The following is a 19,025-nucleotide window of genomic DNA, read 5'->3' as shown; positions in this document are numbered from 1 at the left end:
GCGCGGGCGACGGGCTACGGTCGACGGTCGTGGACGCGGGTGAGGAGATCGTGCTGCCGGGCGGCAACGTGGGCGGCGCCGTCCGCGTGGGCGACACCGTGCGGCGTCCGACCGGCGCGTGGACGCCCGCGGTGCACGAGCTGCTGGACTTCCTCGCGGCGGCCGGACTCGACTGCATCCCGCGCGTGCTCGGCGTCGACGACCAGGGCCGCGAGGTCCTCACCTACCTCGACGGCCGGGTGGTCCCGATCGGGGTCGAGGAGCTGACCGACGCGCAGCTCGGTGCCGCTGCGCGCTGGCTCCGGCGGTTCCACGGCGCCGTCGCCGGCTTCCCGCGGGGCACGAGACGGTGGCGGTTCGTCGAGCGTGCGCTGGAGCCGGGCGAGATCGTCTGCCATCACGACAGCGCGATGTACAACATGGCGTTCGACGGCGACACGCTCGCGGGCGTCTTCGACTGGGACACGGCCGGGCCGGGTGTGCCGCTCGACGACCTCGCCATGCTCGCGTGGAACTCACCGCTGCTTCGACTCGGCGAGGACCCGGCCACGGCGGCCCGCGGCCTTCGCGTGATCGCAGACGCGTACCGTTCCGGAGCGAACGAGGGCGCCGCGTCGGACCCGCCGTCTGCAGCCGTGATCCTCGACCACGTCACCACGCGCGTGACGATGGCAACCGACCGGATCGAGGCGGGTCAGCGCGCGGGCGACCCGGGCATGCTCCGGCTCGGCGAGCGCGGCGAGCCCGCGAGCACCCGCGCGCGGCTCGCCGTCCTCGCGGGCCGGATCGACGCGGTGCGGGCGCTTCTCTAGCCCCGGATCCGCGAGCACGAACCGGCCGCGATCAGCTCAGCGCAGCGCGCGCGTCGCCCTCGCGCGACACGTCGCGTGCCTGCTCCTGCGGCGGCGCCGGAGGCTGCACGCGGAGCGGCGGGTTTGCCGTCCACGCCGAGGCGAGCAGCACGATCCGCGCGATCAGGTTGACCCAGACGAGCAGCGTGACGATCACGGCGAACGACGCGAGCGCCGGGTTGTGCTTCGCCGCCGAACCCGCGACGACCGACGTGCCGAGCCAGCGCACGACGCCGATCCCGAACGCCGCGATCCCCGCGCCCCACAGCTGGTCACGCCACGGCGGCCGCTGGCCAGCGAGGAACCGCACCACGAGCACGAACATGCCGGCGTCGACGGCGAACGCGACCAGAGCGCCGACCAGCCGCAGCGCGATCGTCGTGCCGCCGCTCCAGTCGAGCCGCCCGAGGACCCACTGCGTGACGCTGGCCATCGCGGTCGTCAGGATGGCCGAGAGCAGGATCGCGACCGCGAACGCGGCGAAGCCGCCGAGCTGGCGCACCTTCCCCATCGCCGCGTTGCCGCCGCCCTCGTCCGTGAACATCGCCCTGACCGCCGTCTGCAGCGCCGCGGTGGCCGAGATCGCGCTCAGCACGAGCACGACGAACGCCACGATGCCCGCGGCCGTCAGACCCCCGCTGAGGTGCAGCGAGCTCGGGTCGATGAGGCCCTGGGTGTCCCCCGCGGACGTCTTGATGATCCCCGGCAGCGCGTCCGAGATCGCGGTGATCACCGACTGGCGCAGGTGCTCGTTCTTGCCGAGCACCGCCATGAACACCGCGTAGCCGATGGTCAGGCCGGCGAACACCGAGAACAGCGTGGCGTAGGCGATGCCTCCCGTCAGGAGCCCGCCGCCCTTGGCCCCGAACCGGGCGTTGGCGCGGGCCGCCCGGGTGCGCTGGAGCCGGTCGAGCAGCGCCTTGGCCCGCTGGACGAGGCTCGGCCGGTCCGCGCCGGGGTCGGGTGCGGCAGCGGCCGCGGCGACGTGCGCGCGACCGGCGCCGGCGGGCGGCGCAGCGGCGTCACCGTCGTGCGCGGCACCGCGACGACGGTTCCGGATCACGGGTCGACGCTAGGCGGTCCGTCGCCGTCGCGCTCGGGAACCGCGGCGGCGGCTCAGGACGAGACGCTCGCCTCGCGCTCGTCGGCGTCGTCACGAGCCCCGCCGCCCAGCACGAAATCCCGCGCCGGACGCCAGACGCCGTCGTCGCCGTGCTCGTAGCCGTGGAAGTGGTCGACGACGAACGACGCGTCGAAGCCCGCCATGCCGTCGAACGCGGCGTCGAGCCGCTCGTCGTCGACCTCGTGCGCGATCGTCACGTGCGGGTGGTACGGGAACTGGAGCTCCTGCGCGAGCGGACCGGTACGCACGTCGCGCTCGAGCAGCTCGCAGCCGGAGATGCCCTCGACCACCTGGACGAACACGACCGGCGAGACCGGCCGGAACGTCGCGGTGCCACGCAGGCGGACGACGAACGGCTCGTGCCGCGCGGCGACGCCGTCGAGATACCTGCCGATCACTGGCAGCTCGTCGGGCTCGTGCACGGTCGGCGGCATGAGCGTGATGTGCGGTGGGATGAACTCGGCCCACGGGTCGCCGTACCGGGCGCGGGCGTCCTGGAGCTGCGTCGCGTACGGCTCGGGCACCGTGATGGCGATGCCGATCCGGACCTGGTCGCCGGATCGCTCCGGCAACCTCATGCGCGCGCCCCGGCGACGGCGGCCCGCGCCGGGAGGAGCCCCGACCGGTCGTACACGCGCGCGAGCACGGGCGCCGCGATCTCGCGGGCGCGCTCCGCGCCGTCGGCGAGCACGGCGTCGAGCTGCGCCGGGTCGTCGAGGAACTCGTGGAACCGCGCCTGGAACGGCTCGAGGAACGCGACGACGACGTCGGCGAGGTCCTTCTTGAGGTCGCCGTAGCCCTTGCCCTCGTACGACCCCTCGAGGTCCGTGATCGTGCGGCCGGACAGGGCCGAGTAGATCGACAGGAGGTTCGAGACGCCGGGCTTGGCCGCCGTGTCGAAGCGGATCTCGCGCTCGGTGTCCGTCACGGCCGAGCGGATCCGCTTCGCGACGACCTTCGGGTCGTCGAGCAGCTCGACGAGCCCGTTCGGGCTCGACGCCGTCTTGCTCATCTTCGCGGTCGGCTCCTGGAGGTCGTAGATCTTGGCCGTCGCCTTCACGATGTACGGCTCAGGGACCACCACGGTGTCGGCGCCGAAGCGGGCGTTCAGTCGCTGAGCGAGGTCGCGCGTCAGCTCGAGGTGCTGGCGCTGGTCCTCGCCGACCGGCACGAGCGCCGTGTCGTACAGCAGGATGTCCGCCGCCATGAGGATCGGGTACGTGAAGAGCCCGACGTTGGTGCCCTCGTTGCCGTGCTTCGCGGACTTGTCCTTGAACTGCGTCATGCGGCTCGCCTCGCCGTAGCCGGTGAGGCAGGAGAGGATCCACGTCAGCTGCGCGTGCTCCGGCACGTGCGACTGCACGAACAGCAGCGACCGCGACGGGTCGACACCCGCGGCGAGGTACTGGGCGGCGGTGCGGCGCGTCCGCTCGCGCAGCACCGCGGGCTCCGGGTTCACCGTCAGGGCGTGGAGGTCGACCACGCAGTAGATCGGGTCGTACCCGTCCTGCAGGGCGACCCACTGCGTCAGCGCACCGAGGTAGTTGCCGAGGTGGAGCGAGTCCGAGGTGGGCTGCATCCCGGAGAAGATGCGCTGCGGCGCCACGAGCATTCCGCCATTCTGTCAGGCCGCGCGGGCCGCCTGGCGGGCGGTCCACGAACGGTTCGGAGGGCAAGCGCCGGACGACCCCGGCCGTGCAGGTCGCCCGGCCGGACGGGGTCGGGTCAGGTCAGGTGGCCTCGTCGTCGAACGGCGTGCCGGGCGCACCGACGGGAGCGGGTGAGCGACGCCAGTCGCCGGTCGCGGGCGACGGGTCCCGCACCGCCGCTCCCGCGCCGGCCATCGCCGACACGGGCTTCGTCACGTCGTCGAGGAGCGCCTCGCGCACGATCCGGCGCGGGTCGTACTTGCGCGGGTCGAGCGACGCCCAGTCGACCGAGCGCGCCTCCTCGCCCAGCTCCTCGTCCACGCGCTGCTTGGTGTCCTGCACGAACTGGCGCGCGCGGCGCACCCACTGGCCGAGCTGCTCGGCGTACCCAGGAAGGCGTTCGGGGCCGATGACGACCGCGGCCACGACGAGGAGCACGAGGAGCTCTCCGCCGTTGATCCCGAACACCGGCTCAGGGTACCCCGCGGTCCTGAGCCGACCGGCAGCAGAACCGGTTCAGTCCGACTGCGACTCGTCGAGCTTCACGCGCACGTCGCGCGCGTCGGCGGTGCCGGTGCGGACGCGCAGGACGACCGTGTCGCCCGGCGTGCGCGCGCGGATCGCGACGATGAGCTCGTCGGGCTCCGTCACCGGCCGACCGTCGATCGCGAGGATCACGTCGCCCGTCTTGATGCCCGCCCGGTCGGCCGGTCCGCCCGCGGTGATGGGCGACTGGCCGTTCTGCGGCGCCGTCGCGACCCGCACGCCCTCGCCGGTGTAGCGCTGGTCGAGCAGCACGCCGATCACGGGGTACGTCGCGTGGCCCTTCTCGATGAGCTGCTCGGCGGTGCGCCGCGCCTGGTTCGACGGGATCGCGAAGCCGAGGCCGATGCTGCCGCCCGAGCCCTCGGACGTGCCCGGCGGCTGCGCGATCGCCGAGTTGATGCCGATGACCTGGCCGTGCGCGTCGACGAGCGGGCCGCCCGAGTTCCCGGGGTTGATCGCCGCGTCGGTCTGGATCGCGTTGATGAACGCCGTCCCGGTGCTCTGCGCGCCGCCCGCCGACACCGGCCGGTTCAGCGCGCTGACGATGCCCGTCGTCACCGTGCCGGCGAGGCCGAGCGGAGCGCCGACCGCGACGACCGGGTCGCCGACGACGACCTTGTCGGAGTCGCCGAGCGCGAGCGGCGTCAGCCCCTTGACGCCCACCTTGACGACCGCCAGGTCGTAGTCCGCCGTGCGCCCGACGACCCGTGCCTTCTTCTGGCTCCCGTCGGCGAACGTCACGACGATCGACGACGCCGTGCGGTCGCTGCCCTCCGTCACGACGTGGTTGTTCGTCAGGATGTAGCCGTCCTGGCGCAGCACGAAGCCCGAGCCCGTCGCCTGGCCCGCGCTGCCGCTGACCTGGATCGACACGACGCTCGGCAGCACCTCCGCGGCGATGCCCGCGACCGAGTCGGACGCCCGCGGCGTCGGCGCGGAGCCGACCGGGACCGCGGGCAGGCCGGCGTCCGCGAGCCTGTCGTCGCGGGTCAGGCTCGAGCCCAGCACGCCGCCGACGAGCCCGGCGACGAGCGCGAGGACGAGCAGCGGGACGACCCACACGACCGAGAGCGAGCGGCGGCGCCGCGGCTCGGGCTCGAGGTCCGGGTACGGCAGGCGCGGCGCGGGGCCGTACGGGGTCCGGTAGGGCGGGAACGCCGGCTGCCCCTGCGCCGCGTGCGACGTCGGGAAGCCGGGCCGGTCGTGGGCCGCCGCGGACGGCTGCGCGTAGCCCGCGGGGCCGTGGTGCGCCGAGGTCCCGGCGTAGGCGCGCGCCGACGCGGCGGCGGGCGGGGCGAAGCCTGCAGGGGCGGGCGCGGCGCTCGGGGACGCCTCGGGAGCTGCGGCAGCGACCGCAGGCGCGGGCGGCGTCGCCGGAGTCATCTGCGCGGGCGTCCCCGGACTTGCCTGCGCGGGCGGCGTCGCCGGACCCGCCTGCGCCGCCGCGGGCGCGCCGGACGACGACGGGTAGCCCGAGGCGTACGCGCGCGCCGCGGGCGCCGGGTGCGGGGGCACGGCGTCGGTGGTGGGCACGCGTCCGTCGTCGTGGCCGTCGGCGTCCGCGGCCGGCGCAGAGCCGGAGTCGCGGTCGCCCGCGTGGGCGGTCGGCGCAGAGCCGGAGTCGCGGCCGCCCGCGTCGGCGGTCGGCTGCGGCGGCTCGGAGGCCGGGACGACCGGGCCGGCGGCGTACGCCGAGCGCGGCGGGGCGAACGGGTCACGTGCGGGCTCGCGCGGCTCGGCACCCTCGGCGGGCGGGTTCGTCATGGCCGCTGCATCGCTCCCGTCACGGTGTCCCACCCGCGCACGATGCGCGCGGGGACGCCGTCGTCGTAGGCGCCGACGGGAAAGGCTGCCACAAGCGCCTCGACGTCGTCGCTCGGGGCCGACGCGACGACCTGCACGACGGTCCCGTTCGCCTGCCACACGACGTGCCACGGCTCGTTGGACAGCACCAGCACGTCGCGCCCGGCGACCTGCTCGCGATCGGCGTGCGCGACCGCTTCCGGGTCGAGCCGGCCCGGCTGCTCCGCGACGACGACCGACTCGCGCGGCCCGACGAGGTCGAGCTCGAGCAGGCGGCCGTGCGGCGCCGCGGAGCTCGCCTGCGCGGCGCCGGCGGACCAGTCGTCGCACCAGCGCACCGCGCCGACCGACCAGCCGGCGGGCAGCGCGGACGGGAACGCCCAGTGGTGCGCGCGCAGCCAGCCGGTCACGTCGCCGCGGGTGTCGACGGGCACGTCGCCGTCCGCGTCCGCGCTCAGCGCCGCGAGCCGCACCGAGTCCGCCGGACCCGTCGACGCCCCCAGCAGCCCGAGGTCCGTGCCCGGGTGGCTCACGGGCGCGACCTCGGGCCGGTCGCCGAGCGCGAAGAGCATCGCGGCGACGGCGCCGAGCCCGGCCACCGAGCCGGCCGCGATGCGCACGGGCGAGCGCCTCGGGCGCACCCGCCCCCGCAGCGGTGCGCCGCGCAGCGCCTCGAGGCGCCCGGAGGCGAGCCCGTAGGACGCGAAGGCGGCGGTCGCGGCCGGCGGCGCGAACGGGTCGACCGGCGGGACGGCACGCCTCGGCTCCCCGGGCGCGAGCGACAGCAGCCGGGCCGTCAGGTCGGGCGTCGGGTCCATGTCGGGCGCGGCCGCGAGCGCGCGCCTCGTCGCGCGGGCGGCCGCGAGCTCCTCGGCGCAGGCGCGGCACTGCGCGACGTGCGCGGTCGCGCGCTCGGCCTCCTCGGGCGACAGCTGGCCGTCGAGGTACGCGCTGATCCACGGACCGCGGTGGCTCACGGCACCACCTCGTCGACCGTGGGCGCGACGACCGGCGCCTCGGGCGCACCCGCCGACGCGCCGGCGCCGCCGTCCGCCGACCACCCGGTCGGAGCCCGGTGCTCGAGCGCGACGCGCAGCCGCGCGCGGGCCCGGTGGATGCGCGAGCGGACGGTGCCGAGCTTGATGCCGAGCGTCGCGGCGATCTCCTCGTACGAGAGGCCCTCGACGTCGCACAGCACGACGGCCGCGCGGTACTCGGGCGGCAGCTCGTCGAGCGCGCGCTGCACGTCGTGGTCGAGGTGCGCGTGCTCGAACGCGCGCTCGGGCCCCGCGAGCTCGTCGGCGGACTCGAACCGGTCGTCGTCGTCGCCCATCGCGTCCATCCGGATGCGCTGGCGGCGGCGGGCCTGGTCGAGGAACAGGTTGGTGGTGATGCGGTGCAGCCAGCCCTCGAACGTGCCGGGCGTGAACGTGTGCAGCGAGCGGAAGACGCGCACGAACGTCTCCTGCGTCAGGTCCTCGGCGTCGTGCTGGTTGCCCGTCAGGCGGTACGCGAGGCGGTAGACGCGGGCCGAGTGGTCGCGCACGATCTGCTCCCACGACGGCGGCTGCCACGGCGTCGTGGCGGTGCCGTTCGGTGCTGTCATGCGGCGCGGTCCTCTCGGGCGGTGCGCGGAGGTCCATCCTCCCAGGTGTCGCGGCAGGCGTCGCCCGCACGCCCCGACCTCCGACTGCAACGTCCACGACGTGCGAACAGTTCCGCCGCACGTCCGCCGCGTCCGCGCACGGTCTGCGTGCGCGCCCCGCGGGCCTCCCCGACCGGGCGGTCGCCCGCGGCTACGCTGGCCGCGTCACCACGCACCCCCTCGGAGGCGGTCATCTCCACCGACAAGGCCAACAGCTGGGTCTACGCCGAGGAGTTCCTCGGCGAGGACGAAGTGCTGCTCCGCGCGCGCGAGCGCGCCGCGCAGCTCGGCTGCGCACCCGTCCAGCCCGGCGAGGGCGCGGCGTTGTCCGTCCTCGCGGCGGCGGTCGGCGCCAAGGCCGCGGTCGAGATCGGCACCGGCACGGGCGTCTCGTCGCTGTACCTGCTGCGCGGCATGCCGGCCGACGGCGTGCTGACGACGATCGACCTCGAGGTCGAGCACCACCGCGCCGCCAAGGAGGCGTTCGCGGACGAGGGTGTCCGGCCCACCCGCACCCGCACCATCTCGGGCCGCGCGCTCGACGTGCTCCCCCGCCTGACGGACGGCGCGTACGACCTCGTGCTGGTCGACGCGGACAAGGAGAACGCCCCCGCCTATGTCGAGCAGGCCGTCCGCCTGCTCCGCGCCGGCGGCGTGCTCGCCGTGGCCGGGGCGCTCTGGCACGACCGCGTCGCCGACCCGGCGCGGCGCGACGAGACGACGACGACCGTGCGGGAGATCGGCCGCAAGGTCCGCGACGACGACCGGCTGCTGCCGGCCCTGCTCCCGGCCGGCGACGGCCTGCTGGTGGCCGTCAAGCGCTGACGGGCTCGCGCCGGCCCGGTCCACCCGCGTCGGCCAGGTTCGGTCAGACCAGGCCGACCAAGTTCGGTCAGACCAGGCCGACCAGGTTCGAGTCAGACCAGGTCGACCAGGTACCGCAGCAGCAGGCGCGCGCCGAACCCCGTCGCGCCTTCGGTGACCTCGTGCTTGTCCGCGCCCGCGCGGGCCGGCCCGGCGATGTCGAGGTGCGCCCACGGCCGACTGCCCGCGAAGTGCCGCAGGAAGAGCGCGGCGACGATCGAGCCGGCACCGAGGGAGCCGTCCTGCGCGACGTGGCGGAGGTCGGCGACGTCGGACCGCACCCCCTCCTCGTACTCGTCGACGAGCGGCATCGGCCAGACGAGCTCCCCGCTGGCGTCGCCCGCTGCGGCGAGCGCCGCCACGAGCGCGTCGTCGGTGCCGTACAGGGCGCCGATCTGCGGGCCGAGCGCGACCTTCGCCGCGCCCGTCAGCGTCGCGACGTCGATGACGACGTCCGGGTCGAGCTCCGCGTCGGCGTACGCGAGCGCGTCGGCGAGCAGCAGCCGGCCCTCGGCGTCCGTGTTCGCGATCTCGACGGTCGTGCCGCCGTAGATGGTCAGCACGTCGCCCGGCCGGTAGGACGCGCCACCGACGTGGTTCTCGGCGAGCGGCAGCACCGCGGTGACGCGGTGCGCGACGCCCTCGTTCGCCGCAGCCAGGACGGTGGCCAGCGCGACCGCGGCACCCGTCATGTCGGTCTTCATGGGCACCATCGCCTCGCGCGGCTTGATGCTGAGGCCGCCGGTGTCGTACGTCACGCCCTTGCCGACGAGGACCACGTGGCGCGCGTCGGCGCCGCTCGGCGTGGCCGGCGTGTACGAGACGGTGACGAGCCGGGGCGTGGACGCCGAGCCCGCGCCCACCGCGAGGATGCCGCCGAAGCCCTGCGTCGCGAGCTCCCGCGGGCCGAGCACGCGCACCGCGAGCCCCTGGCGGCCACCGAGGCGCCGGGCCCGGTCCGCGATCCACGCCGGGTCCTTCTTGTTCGACGGGGTGGTCGCGAGGTCGCGGACCAGCCACGTCGCCGACGCCGCGACGCGCGCCGACTCGAGCGCCGCGGCGACCCGCGTGCCGTCCCGCTCGAGGAGCACGAGGTCGGGCGCGCCCTCGGCCGGCTTGGCGGCCGCCGACGGCGGGTTGTACGCCGCGAGCAGGTAGCCCTCGGCGATGGCGCGTGCCGCGTCGGCGGACCAGGACGCGCTGCGTCCGCGGTCGACGCCGATGGTCGTGGCGACCGTGGTCAGGCCGCGCGTCGCTCGGGCGAGCGCAGCACCGGCCCGGCGGAGCTCCGCCGGGCTCGCGTCGCCGACGCCCACGAGCACCACACGCGGCGGGAGCTGGCTCCACGGCAGCTCGACCGCCGAGCCGACGGAGCGCGGCAACTGGAGCACGTACGCCTCGCCGGCGGCGCCCGTCAGGGCGACGCGCTCGCCGATCTCGGCGAGGTCGATGCCGTACCGCGCCGCCGCCTGCGCGGCGCCGGGGCGCGGCTGCAGCCCGTGGTCGTCACCCGGCACCCCGGGCGCGACCGGCACGGCGACCGCGTCGAGAGAGCCCGCCGCGATCAGCGGGCTCGTGATGAGGTCGTCGCCCGACGCGCTGACCGTCGGGAGCGTGCGGGGTGCGCGGTCCGGCGCCATACGGTCGACGGGTCAGCTGACGACGGACGTCAGCGCCTCGCCCAGCTCCGCGGCCTCGGTCGCGTTGAGCTCGACCACGAGCCGACCACCGCCCTCGAGCGGGACGCGCATGACGATGCCGCGACCCTCCTTCGTCACCTCGAGCGGGCCGTCGCCGGTCCTCGGCTTCATCGCGGCCATGCGGGCCTCTCCTTCGCCTCGTTCGTCCCGACGGGACCTCCCACCCGCGTGCGTGCACGTCGGGAGGGGGCCGAGCTGCCGGATGTCCGTCGGACAGTCTAGTTCACCGCGGCGCCGCGACCTCGACCGATGCGCACGACCCACCCGTCCGGCGGACGACGGGCGCACCGGGCGCGCGCACCCGCCCCCGGGGAGCGCGCGCACGCGCGGGCCCGTCACGGCGGCCAGCTGGTCGGCGGGTCGAACCGCCAGATGTTCCAGATCCAGACGAGCTGCAGCGCGAGCATGAGCACGACGACGCCTGCCAGCCACCAGCGGCGCGCGCTCGCCGGGCGCGTCACCACCCCGGCCGTCACGGCGCCGAGCGGGAACGCGAGCAGCAGGAAGCGGGCGAGGCTCGAGCCGGGCTCGACCGCCGCCGCGATGTAGAGCAGGTACGCCGCGGCCCAGGTGTGGAGCTCGTTGCCCAGCCGCCACGCCGCGGGGACCACGAGGACGGCGATGACGAGCGCAAAGCTCGCGACCAGCACGAGCGACGCGCGGTCGCCGAACCAGAACCGCGAGACGTAGCCCCAGCCCTCGAACGGCGCCGTCGACCGGACCCCGCGCCACGCCTGCTGCGTCAGCAGGTACGCGTCCGACCGCCCCGTCGCCCAGCCCGCGACGAGCGGCCATGCGACGCCCGAGACGACGGCGGCCGCCGCGAGTCCGGCGATGCCGGCGACGTCGTGCGCGACCAGCCGGTCCGTGCCGCGCCGGGCGTCGCGCCACCGCACGAGCGCGTGCACCACGACGACGGCGGCCATGGGCAGCGCGACCGCGCGCGAGAACCCGAGCAGCACGATGACGAGCGCCGCGTACCCGTACCGTCGCTGCACGACCATCAGGAGCGCGATCGCGATCAGCATCAGCGCGAGCGCCTCCGTGTACCCCACCTGCAGCACGACCGAGGTCGGGAACACGCTGACGAGCGCGACCGTCGCGAGCGGCAGACCCGGCCGGGCCGCGACCGCCTGCGGAGCGCCGTGCACCACGAGCCGGTGGATGACGAGCATCGCGACCGCGCCGAGCAGCACCGCGACGCACGGCGCCGCGACGTCCCACGGCAGCCCCGTGACCGTCATGACGCCGCGAGTGAAGAAGGGGAACAGCGGGAAGAACGCCCAGGCGTTCTGCTGCACGAGCCCGTCCGCGCCCACGGGCAGCTGCGCCGGGTACCCGTTCTCGGCGATCTGCCGGTACCAGTCCGCGTCCCAGAACAGACCGGTGAACTGCCAGAACGAGCCGGGCGCCGTCGGCATCCAGTAGTTCGGCACGACCTGGCCGCGCAGCGTGACGAGCAGCGCCACCGTCGTGAACGCGCGCGCCGCCGCGTAGACCGCGAGCACCTGGACCCACCAGCGCCAGCCGCGCGGGTCCCACCACGTGCGCGCCGCGTCGGCGGTGGCCGCGCCTGCGTGGTCCTCGGGGAGCGTCGCCGTGCCCGTCATGCCAGCCCCCGCACGGCGCGGGCCGGCGCGCGGTCGCCGCGGATCGTCGCGACCATGTCGAGCGTGCGGCGTGTCGCGGCGACGTCGTGCGCCCGGAACACGCGGGCGCCCAGCCACGCCGCGACAGCCGTGGCCGCGAGCGTGCCCTCGAGCCGGTCCGCGGCGGGCAGGTCGAGCGACTCCCCCACGAAGTCCTTGCGCGAGAACGCCATCAGCACGGGATGGCCGAGCACCACGAGCGCCTGCGTGCGCCGCACGAGGTGGAGCGAGTGCCACGTGTTCTTGCCGAAGTCGTGCGTCGGGTCGACGAGCACGCTCGCCGGGTCGACGCCGAGGTCGACCGCGCGGCGCGCCGCGGCCCGCACCGTCGCGACCACGTCGCGGAGCACGGCGTCGAGCGGGTCACGGGACGCCACGGCGAGCGGGTCGACGTCGGCGCCGTCGGCGCCGTCCGGATCGGCGGGCTCGTCGCCGACGCCGTACGCCACTCGGAAGGGGTCCGTGCGGGGCAGCGCGCCCCCGGTGTGCGAGCACACGACGCCGAGCCCGCGTTCCGCCGCGACCTCGACGAGCTGCGGGTCGTGCCCGGCCCACGTGTCGTTGACGAGGTCGACCCCCTCGTCCGCGACGACGCGCGCGACGTCCGCACGCCACGTGTCGACGCTGACGAGAAGGTCGGGGTGCCGCGTCCGGACGCGGCGCAGCAGCGGGACGATCCGGTCGAGCTCCTCCTGGACCGACACGCGCGGGCCGCGGCCGGCGCGCACGCCGCCGATGTCGAGGATGTCGGCGCCCTCCTCCTCGGCGCGGGCCACCGCGGCGTCGGCCGACGCGTCGTCGAAGCGCGCGGGCGCGTAGAACGAGTCGGGCGTCCGGTTGACGACGGCCATCACGACGGTGCGCTCGGGCCCGAGCTCGCGGCCGCGCAGGCGCAGGACGGCGCCGGGCGCGGGGACGCCCGGCAGCGGCGGGAGCGTCACCGGCGGCTCACCGGCTGGAGTCCTCGGCGGCCGCGCGGTCCGCGGCCGCGGCGCGGACCGCCGCCTCCTCCTCCGCGCGGAGCTCGGCGCCGCGCTCGCGCACGATCTGGACGGCCTCCTCGGCCGTGTCGACGATCTGCAGGAGCTCGACGTCCGCCGCCGAGATCATGCCGCGCGACAGCACCGGCCCCGAGATCCAGTCGACGAGGCCCTGCCAGTAGTCGCGGCCGACGAGCACGATCGGGAACTCGATGACCTTGTGCGTCTGGACGAGGGTGAGCGCCTCGAACAGCTCGTCGAGGGTGCCGAAGCCGCCCGGCAGCACGACGAAGCCCTCGGAGTACTTGACGAACATCGTCTTGCGGGCGAAGAAGTACCGGAAGTTGACGCCGAGGTCGACGTACTCGTTCATGCCCTGCTCGAACGGCAGCTCGATGCCGAGGCCGACCGACAGCCCGCCCGCCTTCTTGGCACCGCGGTTCGCCGCCTCCATGATCCCGGGCCCGCCGCCGGTGATGACGCCGTACCCCGCCTCGACCAGCAGGCGGCCGACCTCGACCGCGACCTCGTAGACGGGGTCGTCGGCGGGCGTGCGCGCCGAGCCGAAGACGCTGACCGCCGGCCCGATCTCCGCGAGCGCGCCGAACCCCTCGACGAACTCGCTCTGGATGCGCATGACGCGCCACGGGTCGTCGTGCAGCCAGCTCGACGGGTCCGTGCGGCTCAGCAGCCGCTGGTCGGAGGTCGTCGCGGGGATCTGCTCGCCGCGCAGGAGCACGGGCCCCTTGCGGTAGCCGTGGCCCGGTGCGGGCTGGCCGTCGTCACTCATGTGTCGACTCTAGGCGCGCGGGTCGGGCGGAACCGGTTCGTTCGCACGACGGGTCGCCGAACAGTTCGGGCGCGGTTCGGCCTCGGTTCGGGTGCGGTTCGCACGCGGTTCGTCAGGCGAGCCACGCGCGCAACGCGTCACGGCACAGCCGCAGCTGGTCGACCGGGCACCGCTCGTCGACCTTGTGCGCCAGCAGCGGGTCGCCCGGCCCGAAGTTGACCGCGGGGACGCCGAGCGACGAGAACCGCGCGACGTCCGTCCAGCCGTACTTGGCCGACGGCGCGCCGCCCGTGACGGCGAGCACCGCGGCGGCGAACTCCTGCGCGATCGGGTCGTCGAGCCCGGGCCGCGCGCCGTCGGCGCCGTCGGTGCGGTTCACCTCGAAGCCGTCGAGCAGCGCGCGCACGTGCGCCTCTGCCTCGTCGAGCGACTTGTCGGGCGCGAAGCGGTAGTTGACGGTGACGACGCAGCGGTCGGGGATGACGTTCGGCGCCGTGCCGCCGCTGATGAGCGTCGCGTTGAGGCTCTCCCGGTACGCGAGCCCGTCGACCTCGACCGTCGCGGGCTCGTACGCCTCCAGCCGGCGGAGCACCTCGCCGGCCGCGTGCACGGCGTTCTTCCCGGCCCACGCGCGCGCCGAGTGCGCCGCGACGCCGTGCAGCACGACGTCGACGCGCAGCGTGCCGTTGCAGCCGCCCTCGAGCCCGCCGGCCGTCGGCTCGCACAGCACCGCGAAGTCGCCGCGGACCCAGTCGGGGTGCGTACGGACGAGCCGGCCGAGACCGTTCAGGTCGGCGGCGACCTCCTCGTGGTCGTAGAAGACCCACGTCAGGTCGTGCGCGGGCGAGGTCAGCTCGGCCGCGAGCGCGAGCTGCACGGCGACGCCGCCCTTCATGTCGACCGTGCCGCGGCCCCACAGCACGCCGTCCTCGAGCCGCGTCGGCAGGTTGTCCGCGATCGGCACGGTGTCGAGGTGGCCCGCGACCACCACGCGGCGCGCGCGGCCGAGGTTGGTCCGGGCGACGACGGCGTCCCCGTCGCGGTCGACGCGCAGGTGCCGCAGGCCCCGCAGCGCGTCCTCGACGAGGTCGGCGAGCGCGCGCTCGTCGCCGCTCTCGGACGGCACGTCGCACAGGGCACGGGCCAGGTCGACGACGTCGGCGTGGAGGTCGAGGGCGCGGTCCATGCGGACACCGTAACGACGGACGAGGCTGCCGGTGGCCGGTCGGCCCGCGCTCCGGCCCGGGTCGGCGCGCGGGCCCGCGCCGGTGCCCTGACGCGGCCGCCGGGAGCAGCCCGTCCGGGCGAAACGGTTACTGGTCGGTAACCCTTTCTGACCCCGGAACGGCCCTGCTCGTGACCTAGGGTTGGCGCCATGACTCGGACAGCCTGGGGTTTCGGACTGGCCACCGTGACCGACGCCGGAGCGCCCCTCGACACGTGGTACCCCGCCCCCGCGCTCGGCGAACCCACGTCTGACGCGCCGCCCGCCGACCTCGTCGACGCCGAGCGGACCGACGAGGCGCGCCGGGTCAGCGTCCGTGTCGTGCGCACCGTCATCGACCTCGACGAGGCGCCCAGCGGCGCGTCGGACGCGTACCTGCGGCTGCACCTGCTCTCGCACCGCCTCGTCGCGCCGAGATCCATCAACCTCGACGGCATCTTCGCGGCGCTCCCCAACGTCGTCTGGACGGACCGCGGTCCGTGCGCGGTCGAGGGCTTCGAGCTCACGCGCGCCCGGCTGCGCGCCGCGACCGGCGTCGCGCCCACGGTGCTCGGCGTCGACAAGTTCCCGCGCATGGTCGACTACGTGCTGCCCTCGGGGGTGCGGATCGCCGACGCCGACCGCGTGCGCCTCGGGGCGCACCTCGCGCCCGGGACGACCGTGATGCACGAGGGCTTCGTCAACTACAACGCCGGCACGTTCGGCACGTCGATGGTCGAGGGGCGGATCTCGGCCGGCGTCGTCGTCGGCGACGGCTCGGACATCGGCGGCGGCGCCTCGATCATGGGCACGCTGTCCGGAGGCGGCCGCGAGGTCGTGTCGATCGGTCGCCGCACGCTGCTCGGCGCCAACGCCGGGCTCGGCATCTCGCTCGGCGACGACTGCGTCGTCGAGGCCGGCCTGTACGTCACCGCCGGCACCAAGGTCACGGTCGTCGGCCTCGCCGGCGGCGAGACGCGCGTGGTCAAGGCGCGGGACCTCTCGGGCGCCGACGGCATCCTGTTCCGCCGGAACTCGCTGACGGGCGGGGTCGAGGCCGTGGCGCGCGGCGAGCGCGCGGGCGTCGAGCTCAACGCCGCGCTGCACGCGCACCAGTGATCCGCACGGCCGGCCCGACGAGCGCGGCGGGATGAGCGCTCGTCGGCGTCCGCGGCGCTCCCGCGGCGCGCGCGCCGGCCGGTTCGGCTGTGCCGTGGCGGGGCTCGCGGTGCTGCTGGTGCTCGCGACGGCCGGCGTCATCGCGTGGCTCGACCACACGCACCACGGTCCGCCGCCGCCCGAGGCCTGCTACGCCACGAGCGACGGCTCGCGGTGGCAGCTCGACCCCGGCCAGGCCGACAACGCGGCCCTCGTCGCCGCCGTCGCGCTCCGTCGCGGGCTGCCGGCGCGCGCCGTGACGATCGCGCTCGCGACCTCGATCCAGGAGTCCAAGCTGCGCAACCTGCCCGAGGGCGACCGCGACTCGCTCGGCCTGTTCCAGCAGCGGCCGTCGCAGGGCTGGGGCACCGAGGAGCAGATCCTCGACCCCGTGTACTCGACGGGACGGTTCTACTCGGCGCTCGTGAAGGTCAAGGGCTACGCGACGATGCCGATCACCGAGGCCGCGCAGGCCGTGCAGCGGTCCGGCTTCCCCGACGCCTACGCGCAGCACGAGGCGGCCGCACGCGCCTACGCCTCGGCGCTGACCGGCAACTCCGCCGCGGCGCTCACGTGCACGCTGCACCCGGTCGACGACGATGCCGACGCCGGCTCGGGCCCGTCGAGCACCGTGCCCGCCACGGTCGTCGACCGCGTGCACCGCGACCTCGGCCCGCTCGCGACGAGCGTCGCGCCCGCGGCGAAGGGCGCGGGGCCGGCGGTCGTCGTCGACACGGCCCGCCTGGGCGACGACGCCGCGCGGCTCGCCTGGGCCGTCGGGCAGTGGGGCGTCGCGACGGCGCGGCCGCTCGGGCTCGTCGGGGTCCAGGTCGGGGACCAGCGGTGGGACCGCGACGCCGGCGCCTGGGGACCGGCGAAGGGGCCGGCCGTCCCCGCCGGTCAGGTGCGCCTCGAGCTCCCGCCCGACTGACGTCGGGGGTTGTCGGTGGTCGCCCCTAGGGTCGCGCCATGACGCTCACCTTCCGCGGCGCCCTCGCTCCGGACGAGGTCCTGCTCGCCGCTCTCGACACCATCCCGGGGCTCGTCGGCTCGGCGCGCGTCGCCGAGCGGTGGGCCGACGAGTCCGCGCTCCCCGGCATGACGGTCGGCGGGCTCACCCGACACCTCGTCAGCCAGGCGGAGACGGCCGTCGAGTTCCTCGGTTTCGGCGGCGTCCCACCCCACGCCGTCCAGGTGGACCTGACGGGCCTCTACGCACGCACCGACTGGCTGCTCGCCGGCCGCGACGCGCCCGAGAACACGTCGATCCGCGACGAGTTCAACGCGATGGCCGCGATCGGCCCGGACGCGTGCCGCGAGGTGCTCGCCCAGACCCGCGCCGCGCTCCCGAGCCTGCTCGCCGGCGCGGGGCCGGCGGTGTACGTGCCGTGGCAGGACTGCGTCCTCGCGACCGCGGACTTCGCCGTCTGCCGGGCGCTCGAGGTCGTCGTGCACGCCGACGACCTCGCGGCCAGCGTCGACCTCCCGGCCCTGGAGTTCCCGACCGTCGTCGTGGACCCGGTGGTCGCCACGCTCGCCGTGCTCGGGGCGCGGCGACACGGGACGACCGGGATGCTCCGCGCGCTCGCCCGCAGCGAGCGGGCGCTGGCGACGGACGGGCTGTCGGCGTTCGGCTGAGCCCGGGCCGGGCCGGGCCGGGCCGGGGTCAGGGTCAGCGGCGGTCGGCCGGGACGTACTCGCGCTCGACCTCGCCCGTGTAGATCTGCCGCGGGCGACCGATCTTGGTCTGCGGGTCGTTCATCATCTCGCGCCACTGCGCGATCCAGCCGGGCATGCGGCCGAGCGCGAACAGCGGCGTGAACATCGACGGGTGGAAGCCCATCGCCTTGTAGATGAGCCCCGTGTAGAAGTCGACGTTCGGGTACAGCTTGCGGCTGACGAAGTAGTCGTCCGACAGCGCGATCTCCTCGAGCCCCAGCGCGAGGTCCAGCAGCTCGTCGTCCTTGCCGAGCGCCTGGAGCACCGCGTGCGCGCTCTTCTTCACGATCGCGGCGCGCGGGTCGTAGTTCTTGTAGACCCGGTGGCCGAAGCCCATGAGCCGGACGCCCTGTTCCTTGTTCTTGACCCGGCGCATGAACTCCGACGCGTCGCCGCCGTTCGCCTGGATCTCGTCGAGCATGGTGAGCACGGCCTCGTTCGCACCGCCGTGCAGCGGCCCGGACAGCGCGTTCACACCGGCCGCGACCGACGCGTACAGGTTGGCGTGGCTCGACCCGACGATGCGGACGGTCGACGTCGAGCAGTTCTGCTCGTGGTCGGCGTGCAGGATCAGCAGCTTGTCGAGCGCCTCGACGACCACCGGGTCGGCGGTGTACTGCTCGTACGGCACGGCGAACGTCATGCGCAGGAAGTCCTCGACGTACCCGCGGCTGTAGTCCGGGTAGAGCAGCGGCTCGCCGCGGCTCGTCCGATGGACGTACGACGTGATGGTGCGCGTCTTGGCGAGGAGCAGCACCGTCGCGAGCTCGACCGTCTCGGGGTCGAACGGGTCGAGCGACTCGGGGTAGAACGTCGACAGTGCGTTGATCGCCGACGACATGACGGCCATCGGGTGCGCGCCGCGCGGGAACGTCCCCATGAACGTCCGGAAGTCCTCGTGGACCAGCGTGTGCCGGTTGACGCGGTCCTCGAACGCCGACAGCTCGTCCGCCGACGGCAGCTCGCCGTGGATCAGCAGGTACGCGACCTCGAGGAACGAGGACGACTCCGCGAGCTGGTCGATCGGGTAGCCGCGGTAGCGCAGGATGCCGGCGTCGCCGTCGATGTAGGTGATCCTCGACTCGCACGACGCGGTGTTCATGAAGCCCGGGTCGACGGTGACCAGGCCGGTGTCGCGCAGCAGGGACGAGACGACGATGCCGTCGTTGCCCTCGGTCGCCGTGACGATCGGCAGGTCCCGGCTCTCGCCGTGGGCGACCAGCTGGACCGGAGCCTGGGGGATCGAGGTGATGACCTCGGACATGTGTGGTTCCTTCCTGCGACGTGCGGCGCGGGGTTGACCCGGGCGTCCGGCGCGGGCGACGGCGGCCTTCTCGGCCTGCG

At 75.1% G+C, this 19,025-nt stretch carries 19 protein-coding genes; 5 read left to right on the top strand and 14 right to left on the bottom strand.

The genetic code is table 11. The features are described from left to right. Positions 1–29 precede the first annotated feature (29 nt). The gene (locus tag QRT04_RS12165) at positions 30–812 is read left to right on the top strand and encodes a phosphotransferase enzyme family protein (protein ID WP_289455542.1); all 783 of its coding nucleotides are present in this window, start codon (positions 30–32) and stop codon (positions 810–812) included. A 31-nt stretch (positions 813–843) separates the two neighbouring features. Here QRT04_RS12165 and QRT04_RS12160 read toward each other — a convergent pair whose 3' ends face one another. From QRT04_RS12160 to sigE, 7 genes are all read right to left on the bottom strand, one after another. Beyond that, positions 844–1,914, bottom strand: a complete 1,071-nt coding sequence (locus QRT04_RS12160) for a YihY/virulence factor BrkB family protein (RefSeq protein WP_289455541.1) — start codon at positions 1,912–1,914, stop codon at positions 844–846. A gap of 53 nt (positions 1,915–1,967) precedes the next feature. Beyond that, positions 1,968–2,552, bottom strand: a complete 585-nt coding sequence (locus QRT04_RS12155; protein WP_289455540.1) for a 2'-5' RNA ligase family protein — start codon at positions 2,550–2,552, stop codon at positions 1,968–1,970. Continuing rightward, positions 2,549–3,586, bottom strand: a complete 1,038-nt coding sequence (trpS, locus tag QRT04_RS12150; RefSeq protein ID WP_289455539.1) for a tryptophan--tRNA ligase — start codon at positions 3,584–3,586, stop codon at positions 2,549–2,551. The genes QRT04_RS12155 and trpS overlap by 4 nt, the downstream gene beginning before the upstream one ends. A 118-nt stretch (positions 3,587–3,704) precedes the next feature. Continuing rightward, entirely contained in the window at positions 3,705–4,091 is a 387-nt protein-coding gene (locus tag QRT04_RS12145; RefSeq protein WP_289455538.1) for a twin-arginine translocase TatA/TatE family subunit, read from the bottom strand. A 48-nt stretch (positions 4,092–4,139) separates the two neighbouring features. Next, positions 4,140–5,933 carry a S1C family serine protease gene (locus tag QRT04_RS12140; protein WP_289455536.1) on the bottom strand — a complete coding sequence of 598 codons (1,794 nt, stop codon included), beginning with the start codon at positions 5,931–5,933 and terminating at the stop codon, positions 4,140–4,142. Further along, the gene (locus tag QRT04_RS12135; RefSeq protein ID WP_289455535.1) at positions 5,930–6,949 is read right to left on the bottom strand and encodes a zf-HC2 domain-containing protein; all 1,020 of its coding nucleotides are present in this window, start codon (positions 6,947–6,949) and stop codon (positions 5,930–5,932) included. Before QRT04_RS12135 ends, QRT04_RS12140 begins: the two co-directional genes overlap by 4 nt. Continuing rightward, positions 6,946–7,578, bottom strand: a complete 633-nt coding sequence (sigE, locus tag QRT04_RS12130) for an RNA polymerase sigma factor SigE (protein ID WP_289455534.1) — start codon at positions 7,576–7,578, stop codon at positions 6,946–6,948. The genes QRT04_RS12135 and sigE overlap by 4 nt, the downstream gene beginning before the upstream one ends. Before the next feature lie 231 nt (positions 7,579–7,809). On the opposite strand from sigE, the gene QRT04_RS12125 reads away from it, so the two are divergent. Further along, positions 7,810–8,442: an O-methyltransferase gene (locus QRT04_RS12125; RefSeq protein WP_289455786.1), complete on the top strand. Its 633-nt coding sequence runs from the start codon at positions 7,810–7,812 to the stop codon at positions 8,440–8,442. Positions 8,443–8,534: 92 nt separating this feature from the next. Here the strand turns inward: QRT04_RS12125 and QRT04_RS12120 are convergent, their stop codons facing one another. From QRT04_RS12120 to dapE, 6 genes are all read right to left on the bottom strand, one after another. Then, complete coding sequence (locus QRT04_RS12120; RefSeq protein WP_289455533.1) at positions 8,535–10,121, bottom strand: leucyl aminopeptidase family protein; 1,587 nt, start codon at positions 10,119–10,121, stop codon at positions 8,535–8,537. 12 nt (positions 10,122–10,133) lie between these two features. Then, positions 10,134–10,301 (bottom strand): DUF3117 domain-containing protein, encoded by a 168-nt coding sequence (locus tag QRT04_RS12115; protein ID WP_013772033.1) that lies wholly within the window; start codon positions 10,299–10,301, stop codon positions 10,134–10,136. A gap of 215 nt (positions 10,302–10,516) precedes the next feature. Further along, on the bottom strand, positions 10,517–11,791 hold the full coding sequence (locus QRT04_RS12110; protein ID WP_289455532.1) for a hypothetical protein: 1,275 nt from the start codon (positions 11,789–11,791) through the stop codon (positions 10,517–10,519). After that, entirely contained in the window at positions 11,788–12,771 is a 984-nt protein-coding gene (locus QRT04_RS12105; RefSeq protein ID WP_289455531.1) for a dihydropteroate synthase, read from the bottom strand. Before QRT04_RS12105 ends, QRT04_RS12110 begins: the two co-directional genes overlap by 4 nt. A gap of 7 nt (positions 12,772–12,778) precedes the next feature. Then, a complete protein-coding gene (locus QRT04_RS12100) occupies positions 12,779–13,600 on the bottom strand; it encodes an LOG family protein (RefSeq protein WP_289455530.1) in 822 nt (273 codons plus the stop codon). A 112-nt stretch (positions 13,601–13,712) separates the two neighbouring features. Further along, complete coding sequence (gene dapE, locus QRT04_RS12095) at positions 13,713–14,786, bottom strand: succinyl-diaminopimelate desuccinylase (RefSeq protein WP_289455529.1); 1,074 nt, start codon at positions 14,784–14,786, stop codon at positions 13,713–13,715. Between the two features lie 189 nt (positions 14,787–14,975). Between dapE and dapD the strand changes: the two genes are divergently transcribed. From dapD to QRT04_RS12080, 3 genes are read left to right on the top strand one after another with little or no spacing between them, the layout of a single operon-like run. Further along, positions 14,976–15,923, top strand: a complete 948-nt coding sequence (dapD, locus tag QRT04_RS12090; protein WP_289455528.1) for a 2,3,4,5-tetrahydropyridine-2,6-dicarboxylate N-succinyltransferase — start codon at positions 14,976–14,978, stop codon at positions 15,921–15,923. 31 nt (positions 15,924–15,954) lie between these two features. Beyond that, positions 15,955–16,893 (top strand): hypothetical protein, encoded by a 939-nt coding sequence (locus tag QRT04_RS12085; RefSeq protein ID WP_289455527.1) that lies wholly within the window; start codon positions 15,955–15,957, stop codon positions 16,891–16,893. A 38-nt stretch (positions 16,894–16,931) separates the two neighbouring features. After that, positions 16,932–17,600 carry a maleylpyruvate isomerase N-terminal domain-containing protein gene (locus tag QRT04_RS12080; RefSeq protein WP_289455526.1) on the top strand — a complete coding sequence of 223 codons (669 nt, stop codon included), beginning with the start codon at positions 16,932–16,934 and terminating at the stop codon, positions 17,598–17,600. 34 nt (positions 17,601–17,634) lie between these two features. On the opposite strand, the gene QRT04_RS12075 is transcribed toward QRT04_RS12080, so the two are convergent. Then, the gene (locus tag QRT04_RS12075) at positions 17,635–18,945 is read right to left on the bottom strand and encodes a citrate synthase (RefSeq protein WP_289455525.1); all 1,311 of its coding nucleotides are present in this window, start codon (positions 18,943–18,945) and stop codon (positions 17,635–17,637) included. Between the last annotated feature and the right edge of the window lie 80 nt (positions 18,946–19,025).

The organism is Cellulomonas alba (genome assembly GCF_030362835.1).
In the GTDB taxonomy this organism is placed as follows: domain Bacteria; phylum Actinomycetota; class Actinomycetes; order Actinomycetales; family Cellulomonadaceae; genus Cellulomonas; species Cellulomonas alba.
The sequence above is the reverse complement of the archived record's forward strand: the minus strand, read 5'-3'. Positions and strand labels throughout refer to the sequence as shown.